This window comes from Planktothrix mougeotii LEGE 06226 (genome assembly GCF_015207485.1).
GTDB lineage: Bacteria > Cyanobacteriota > Cyanobacteriia > Cyanobacteriales > Microcoleaceae > Planktothrix.
In genome coordinates this window covers 1-7824 of record NZ_JADEWU010000135.1, presented here as the reverse complement: position 1 = coordinate 7824, position 7824 = coordinate 1, and the positions used below count along the sequence as shown (strand labels likewise).

At 40.6% G+C, this 7824-nt stretch carries 7 protein-coding genes; 2 read left to right on the top strand and 5 right to left on the bottom strand.

Annotation, left to right across the window (positions count from 1 at the left end; translation table 11 throughout):
* Positions 1–241: 241 nt before the first annotated feature.
* From IQ236_RS27130 to IQ236_RS27120, 3 genes are all read right to left on the bottom strand, one after another.
* Complete coding sequence (locus tag IQ236_RS27130) at positions 242–883, bottom strand: alpha/beta hydrolase (protein ID WP_193872296.1); 642 nt, start codon at positions 881–883, stop codon at positions 242–244.
* Between the two features lie 110 nt (positions 884–993).
* On the bottom strand, positions 994–1818 hold the full coding sequence (locus IQ236_RS27125; RefSeq protein WP_193872294.1) for a SirB1 family protein: 825 nt from the start codon (positions 1816–1818) through the stop codon (positions 994–996).
* A 257-nt stretch (positions 1819–2075) separates the two neighbouring features.
* Positions 2076–3524, bottom strand: coding sequence for a hypothetical protein (locus tag IQ236_RS27120; protein ID WP_193872292.1), 1449 nt, complete (start codon positions 3522–3524; stop codon positions 2076–2078).
* A gap of 379 nt (positions 3525–3903) precedes the next feature.
* Here IQ236_RS27120 and murQ point away from each other — a divergent pair, with 379 nt between their 5' ends.
* Positions 3904–4818: an N-acetylmuramic acid 6-phosphate etherase gene (gene murQ / locus IQ236_RS27115; protein ID WP_193872290.1), complete on the top strand. Its 915-nt coding sequence runs from the start codon at positions 3904–3906 to the stop codon at positions 4816–4818.
* On the opposite strand, the gene IQ236_RS27110 is transcribed toward murQ, so the two are convergent.
* Entirely contained in the window at positions 4808–6136 is a 1329-nt protein-coding gene (locus IQ236_RS27110; RefSeq protein ID WP_193872288.1) for a lipid-A-disaccharide synthase-related protein, read from the bottom strand. The two genes, murQ and IQ236_RS27110, sit on opposite strands and share 11 nt — an antisense overlap.
* A gap of 236 nt (positions 6137–6372) precedes the next feature.
* Between IQ236_RS27110 and IQ236_RS27105 the strand changes: the two genes are divergently transcribed.
* The gene (locus IQ236_RS27105) at positions 6373–7413 is read left to right on the top strand and encodes a diguanylate cyclase domain-containing protein (RefSeq protein ID WP_193872285.1); all 1041 of its coding nucleotides are present in this window, start codon (positions 6373–6375) and stop codon (positions 7411–7413) included.
* 6 nt (positions 7414–7419) lie between these two features.
* Here IQ236_RS27105 and IQ236_RS27100 read toward each other — a convergent pair whose 3' ends face one another.
* Positions 7420–7614 (bottom strand): hypothetical protein, encoded by a 195-nt coding sequence (locus tag IQ236_RS27100; protein WP_193872275.1) that lies wholly within the window; start codon positions 7612–7614, stop codon positions 7420–7422.
* Between the last annotated feature and the right edge of the window lie 210 nt (positions 7615–7824).

The window sequence follows — 7824 nt, the reverse complement described above, 5'->3', positions numbered from 1 at the left end:
GGATGAGGGGATGAGGAGAGGGAGAAGAAAATTATTCGCTTTTGTAGAGACAAACTAAGGGTGTCTAATGATAACTGATAAGTGATAACTGGTACAGACGCGCCATGGCACGTCTCTACACTGATAACTGGTACAGACGCGCCATGGCACGTCTCTACACTGATAACTGATAACTGAAAAGAGGAATTTTAATCGTTGAGATCAAAACTCCTCTTTATTGTTTATAAATTTAAGTGTTCAGTTATTGGCAAAGGCGTTGTTGAACTGCGGGTTGAGCTTTCAAGAAAGCGATCGCTTGTTCCCCTAAATTAGAAACATCATTATAGAGGTTGATCAAATCTTGAACATTAATCGTAATCGCATTAACTCCCTGGTAGCTGAGAAGTAATTCTAACATTGAGAGTTGACCATCACGGGTTACATTGCGTAATGCAGCAATCACCTTATCAACGGCAACATCAACGGTACTTCCTGAAGCCACAAATTGATTAAACGCTCCGACTACTAATCTGCCATAGGTGGAGTCCAGCAGATCATTAACAACATTAGTCGGAATTTGAACCGAGTAATTGAGAGCTTGACGGAATTGTTGAACCTGATCTGGAGTCAGTTTAGCTAAAGTAACCAAAGAACGAAGTTGATTAGACTGATCCCCAGTTTGAGCAAAGGTTTGTAAATCGACAATTGATAAAGAAATATTGGCTGGCCCATACATTAATCTTAACTCATCAATAGCAGGTGCAGGTTGAGCAAATATTCCTAAACTAATTGTTAATCCCAAAATCATTGCTAATGCAAGGGATATATATTTAGATAGACCCTGAGTAAAAAATTGATAGGGGTTACGAACTTTTTGAAACCAACGTCCTGATGTTAAGTTCATTTGTTCCTTCCTCACAAGTAAAATTTAGTAACACAGTTATTTTGTTGTCCCCTTCTATAGGTCTGTTTGGCCTCTATTAAGGTTCCCTTAGATAGGGACTTCTCAAACTGTTACATATTCTGGCTCATTTGATCCAGTATCTGCCGGATTATAGCAGCATCCTGAGCCATTGGTAGAATTTCTAAATAATTCTCCAAATCTTGCTGTGCTTCTCTCCATTGCTCCTGATGGTAGTAGAGAATACCGCGATCGCGTTTTTCATTCACTGAATCTGGAAACAGCAATAAAATCCGTTCAATCACTCCTAAAGCTTGTTCAATTTTGCCTTCATTCAAATAAATAACTTTCAAATTCATCAACATCCGACCTAAAAATTGGCGGGGATTAACTGCCGCCAAAAATTCGGGTTGCATTTCGATAGGTTGTTGATAAATTTGTGTTAATCGGGTTGTACAATCTTCTGGAAATAAAATTTCTCCTTGGTTAAACGCATCCACATAAATTTTGGCATCCTCAAACTCAGGACGGATTAAAAAATGCCCTGGCATTCCAATTCCTACCATCGGAAAATCAATGCGTTTACACAACTCTAAATAAACGAGGGAAAGGGTTATCGGAATTCCGGTTCGTCGATTGATGACTTCATTAAAATAGCTATTTTTGGCATCGTAATAGTTATTTTGGTTCCCCCTAAATCCTAAATCTTCATAGAGATAGTGATTGATCGTTTGAATCACCCGCAGAGGATAACGTTCCTGGGGTAATCGTTCTAAAATTTCCGAGGCCATTGTATCTAAAGCATTGAGATATTCTTCCGGTTCAATTTCTGGATATTCTTCTTGAGCAATATAAAGAGCCGCTTTTGCTAAATCAATTTGTTCCTCCGGTTGTTGAATTTCTTGAAAAAAGCGTTGTCTAGCTTGTAAATAATTCATATTTTATTAGGGGATTTTAAATTAATGGGGTTTTAACTAACTTGTGTTTAATTTTACCTGGTAAAGCTATAATCCAGAACACACATCTATCTAAAGAAAGACTTTTATACCCTTGTTCATCAAAACAGTATAAATTGTTATTAATTTTTGGGGACAGATTCACTTCCTGACTCTTGGATACTTACCCTAAAAATGAATAGGGATGACTGTACGCCACCCCTACAACGGTGATTGGGAATAAAATCTTAAACTGAGCCTTAAAAGTCTTCCGTTAAGAAGGGATTTTCTTTGGGAAATGTCGGTAAGTGAATTGAGGCTAAGGACTCTAATTTTTTACGTCGTTGGGGATAAATTAATGGGGCTGGCCAATTAGCCGTCTTACTTTCCTCTGATTCCGGTTGTTGAACTGCTACCGCACTGGTAGATTGAGATTTTTTTACCTCTAAATTAAAGGATTGTTCCCCCATTGATCTAGCCAATTGTTGTTGCCTCGGCATAGTTTCCGATGGCGTTGGCAAGACAAATAAATCCGCATCTTCTGAAATAAACGAAGCATATTCTAAACGAATTCGTTCTAATTCCCCTTCTAAAAATCGAGGTTGGGGAGAGTCTTCAACGGGAATTTCATCGTTGGAAACGGTTAATTCTACAGGGGGTTTAAACGGTTCAGGGGTAGACAATGGTGTTTCCTCAGAAGATAGAGATTCTAACCCTTCCGATAAAGCTTGAACCACCGGAAGCGTCATCTCGAATTCTAAGGAGATTTCATCAGTTCTATTCACTGAATTAACCGAATCTTCCCTAGGATTATTGTTAAACTTCGTAGAGGCTGACCAAGGTTGTACTGGGGGAGCTTTAGGTGTTAATAAACCAGCAGAATAAAATAGGGGAGGTTCTTCTGTCATTACGGGAATTGATTCTAAGGTTTGTTTCCCGGTTTCAAATTGAGCTTGATTTTCTAAACATCGTTCTAATGCGACTTTAAATTGTAGGGTTTGGCGTTGTTGACGATGGAGTCGCGATCGCAATTCTCGGCCCATATTTTGGGCTTGAACTAACTCATGAAACTGCTCATTATATCGTTGTTGCGTTAAAGCACAATCCCGTTCCATTTGTGCTAATCGAGTTTGGGTTGATTCCCATTGTTGGGTTAAGGTTTCAACTAAAACCTGTTGTTGTCGGATGACTTGATTGGCAATTTCTAACTTTTTAAACAGTCGTTTAACTTGATCTTGTGTTGCCCCTAATTCTTGAGTACGTTGCAACAATTCTGTGTCTTGATTCTGTCGATTCTGCCGATTTTCATCTAATTCTGCTTCTAATTCCGCCACCCGATTAATTAAATCTTGGTTACACTGATGTAAAATTTGCACCACCCGCACGGGATTATCTTCCGTTTCCCCTTCCACCGACATTAAGGACGCCGTTGCCATTTCGTTTCCCTCGGAACCCTCTAGGAAAATCCCATCGGGAACCGTTGAATCCTCATCCCTGGCCTCAGTTTCTGCCGATTGTTCTAACTGGTTGATAAACTCAGTTAACAATTCCTCCAGGGGAATCGTGTTAGGAAAGTTCACCGTCTCCCACTCCTCATCGGGGGTTACAGCAGGACTAACCAACTCTTCCGACGGGGGCAAAGGTTCGGATAAAGGTGCTTCAGGAGGCTGATCAAACGATTCAGGAGTGGGGAGATCGGCTTCAGACATGGCTTTTTTTATTTGATTTGTTTATTTATTTCTATTTTCAATACATGGTGAAATGTATTGTTTCTTATATTAAGGGCAATGGAGAATCGCGTCAAGTTGCTAATTTAAAAAGGTTTTATTAATGATCAGTTAAATCGGAAACTCTATTGATCTGGATTAGGGATCGATTGCATCCCTGATTAATGTCTTGCTGATCAAGTCTTAAATAATAGCGATTTTTGCTCTTAATCTATCAAAAAACTGAGGGCAAAATAGGATGTAATTGATATTATTCCCTTAGCTGATCACTCAATGTTAACCAAAACCATCACCTGATGACAAAAATTGGATATATTGGAGTATCGGAAATCGTACAGATTACATACAAGTTGAGTTAAATATGGAACAGTGGGAGTCGCGGGGACATTTATTAACCGAACAAATCAACGCGAGTAGTCAGAATTTAGATCAACTTAGTTCTTTAGAATTAGTCGATTTGTTTAACCGGGAAGATGTACAAACGTTACTGGCCATCGCCCGTTCCCGTGAATCATTGGCCCAAGCCATTGATCTGACCACTGCCGCCTTGCATCAAGGAGGGCGACTGTTTTACGTTGGTGCGGGAACCAGTGGCCGCCTAGGGGTTTTGGATGCGGCCGAATGTCCTCCCACCTTCTGCACCCCTCCAGAATTAGTGCAGGGTATTATTGCGGGAGGGGCGGGAGCTTTAGTCCGTAGTTCTGAAGATTTGGAAGATCAAGCTGAAGATGGGGCAAATGTGATCGCCTTACGGCAAATTACTCATAAGGATGTGGTGGTTGGAATTACGGCCGGAGGGACGACACCTTATGTACAGGGGGCATTACAAGCTGCCCGTCAACGGGGGGCAAAAACGGTGTTTATTGCTTGTGTTCCCGTAGACCAGGTAGAATTTGAAGCAGATGTGGATATTCGCTTATTAGTAGGGCCAGAAATTTTAGCAGGTTCGACTCGATTAAAAGCCGGAACGGTGACGAAAATGGCGCTCAATATTCTCTCAACAAGCGTCATGGTTAAGTTAGGAAAAGTCTATGGCAACCGCATGATTGATGTGGCAGTAACGAATAAAAAATTGCAAGATCGAGCCTTAAGAATTTTAATGGATTTAACAGAAATTAATCGAGAAGAAGCCGAATTTTTATTAGAAAAAAGTGGAAAATCGGTGAAGTTGGCGTTATTGATGAAGTGGACAGGATTAGATGCCCTATCCAGTCAAGAATTATTAGATCAGCATCAAGGACAATTAAGACAAGCGATATTGAGCCTTAAACCGTAAAATTTGTTGATAAATATTCAGCAATGCGACGACTCGCTCCTGGCTGTCCCAGGCGACGTTTGCCATTTTCTGCGATTAATTGTAATCGATCCGGGTTGCGAAGCAGCGATCGCAAGATTTCAGGAATTTCTGTGGGATTTTGCCCAATAATTAAGGATGGCCCTAATAGACGGTGTTGATTATCAGCAAAGGTTGGGGTAAATTGTGGCCCTGTACCGGGAATTGCGATCGCAGGTTTCCCTAAACCGACAAACTGTTCTGTCGCAGTTCCCGCCATTGCCAGGGCAACATCTCCTAACGTTAAACACTCATTAAACCCTTGATTGGTTAAGATTAATGTTGCTTTTTGCAACGAAAACATTAATTCTCCATGACCCCAAGAAAAATCAAGATCAGACAGGGGAATATCCGGGCTTTCTTGCCATCCTAAAGCCGTGAGAGGTTCACAAAAGGAAGATAACTCTAAACCGGGAGAAATCGCAGCTATAAACACTAACCGTTGATAGCTACGGACATGATTTCCGGGTAAAACGATTAAACCTTGATTCGGATCAGTAAACCCTTGAATAATATTGTGAACCCCCTGTAAAATTAAGTCCCAATTGTGATAAACTTCGGGAGGACGAGAACCGGGAAGTAAGGTAATTACCAGCGATCGCTGTCTTTCTTCCTGTTCAAGATGGGGTTGATGAAAACGGGTTGTTATGGGTTCTAAATCATCCATCATGGGATTTCCAAAATCAAGGGCTGGAATAGAATATTTCTGTAACGTTTGAGTGGTTAATGTATCTCTGGGAAATACCCCTCGACAGCGAGAATTTTTCATTAACCAACATTCCCAAGGAAAATAAATCGAATCAAAATAACGATACCATTTCCACATTTGTGTTAAGGGTAACTGTCCCTGTTCATCCCGCAGATAATAGTCCGATTTTGCTGTCCCCACAAAAACATAATTAGCACCACTCAACCACGCTAAAAACAAAGGAACAATATCCCCAACGGCGAGAATAAATCCCCCTTGTTTGACCCACTGACGAAGGGTTTGATATTGCTGGAAAATTAACGGGAATAAGCCGGCTTGGAGATCTCGCCAAAGTTGGTCTTGATCCATATAAATAAATCCCCCAGAAGGGAGAGATTTTACCGGGCCAATAATCGGTACATTGTCCAGTTGACCATAGGCTTGTCCCAGTCCCACTAGGGGTAAAGCGGCTAATTCTAGGGGGTGGGGTTGTTGCTGAAGTTCTCGTAAAATCCGAACTGCGATCGCATCCTCCCCATGACCATTACTCAAAGATAGAATTTTAACCGTCATGGTCTATTTTCCTCACACACTGTTTCGTTAGATTAACAGTAAGAGGTCTATGATCAAGGAAAGAGTACAATCAAGATTAACTTGAACATTTTCCCTGATCCTGGGTTTGTGGGTGTCATCTTGAGTGTGAATCAGGGAGTTTTGGATCATTGAAGAGTTCATGAGTATTGAAGAAGAAGCAGTGGCTGAATCTGAATCAATCCTGTTGTTGAACTCTATTTTATTTGATGAAACTTATGATTTTGCCACCTCCCCTATCTCCTTTATTAGATTGCTTAATTATTGATTCCCATGACCAGGATGTACAACATCTATCTCAAATTTTAGGGGAACAAGGGTATTTTATTAGAACTGCCTTCAATGGATCTGTGGCATTAAAAGAGTTAAACTTTAAGCTACCTGATATTGTTTTTTTAGATTATTTAGAGTATCAAAATCAAGAATTTTGTCTGGATATCTTTTTAAAGCTTTATCATAATCAATGCCAGAATATTATTATTTTTTTCTTAATTTCCTCTCCTGAACAGAGCCGTTTCCTTCCGTTAGAACCCAGCTTTCATTGTGACTCAATTAGAAAACCTTTTTATCCTGAAGAAGTTATTCTAAGAATTAGAAATATTTGGCATGATGGTCAGAATCAGAAGGCTATGGAACAGTCCAGACTTCAGTTAAAGCAAGAAATTTCGGCTCGTCGGACAGCAGAGCAACAACTTGAACAAATTAACCAACAGTTACAAACGACAACGGAACAGTTAAAGCATTTGAGTCGGTTTGACTCCTTAACACAATTAGCAAACCGTCCTTATTTTGATGAATATTTATTCAGAGAATGGCAACGTTTAGCCCGCGAAAAAATACCCTTATCCCTAATTATTGGGGATGTGGATGGGTTTCAAGGTTATAACGAAGCTTATGGATATTATCAGGGAGATATCTGTTTACAAACCCTTGCTCAAACGATGAGCACTTGCATTAAGCGTCCGGCGGATTTAGTCGCTCGTTATAGTGGGGAAGAATTTGCCATCTTGTTACCCCATACGGGCAGTTCGGGGGCGATAGAAGTTGCCAAGCTGATTCGAGCTAAAATTAAGCAGCTTGAAATTTCCCACCCTAAATCCCAGATTAGTTCCTACCTGACGCTTAGTTTAGGGGTGGCAACGGCAATTCCTCTGCCTGACTTACCTCCAGATCCCTTAATCACCGTTGCTGAGGAGGCTCTACAGGAAGCCAAACGGCAAGGTTGCGATCGCATTGGCGTAGGAGTAAGTTGGCGTTAGGGGTGTTTATTTAGCTTTTTTCGTATCGATGTCTTCGGCTTCCCCATCCTCATTTTTTCCCTTATAATCATTGGTTGTCCAACGCTCGATGGTAGTTTGATTGACCTCGGATTTGGACGGGACTGCATGAGCAGAAGAAATGGAGAACACGGTAAAACTTGTGGAAGCAACCAGTCCTAAAACAACAAGAATATTTTTCATGAAATGACCCCTGATGGCTATCAAAATAGATGCCTTGATTGAACGGAACAGTAATATGAGAAGGTCGTAACAACCTCATCAAATCCTGAACAATCTGTACAGTATCTAGGAAGCAGTTTTGGTAAATGCAAACAAAACTTAAATGCTTCTTTGTGTCTTTTATCTTCCCTCTATCTTGAAGATTTGGGGAGCAGGGAGTAACCCATCAGG

Coding starts and splice junctions, on each gene's coding strand:
- IQ236_RS27100 (WP_193872275.1), bottom strand. CDS start 7,614: ATGAAAAATATTCTTGTTGTTTTAGGACTGGTTGCTTCCACAAGTTTT.
- murQ (WP_193872290.1), top strand. CDS start 3,904: ATGGAACAGTGGGAGTCGCGGGGACATTTATTAACCGAACAAATCAAC.
- IQ236_RS27125 (WP_193872294.1), bottom strand. CDS start 1,818: ATGAATTATTTACAAGCTAGACAACGCTTTTTTCAAGAAATTCAACAA.
- IQ236_RS27130 (WP_193872296.1), bottom strand. CDS start 883: ATGAACTTAACATCAGGACGTTGGTTTCAAAAAGTTCGTAACCCCTAT.
- IQ236_RS27120 (WP_193872292.1), bottom strand. CDS start 3,524: ATGTCTGAAGCCGATCTCCCCACTCCTGAATCGTTTGATCAGCCTCCT.
- IQ236_RS27105 (WP_193872285.1), top strand. CDS start 6,373: ATGATTTTGCCACCTCCCCTATCTCCTTTATTAGATTGCTTAATTATT.
- IQ236_RS27110 (WP_193872288.1), bottom strand. CDS start 6,136: ATGACGGTTAAAATTCTATCTTTGAGTAATGGTCATGGGGAGGATGCG.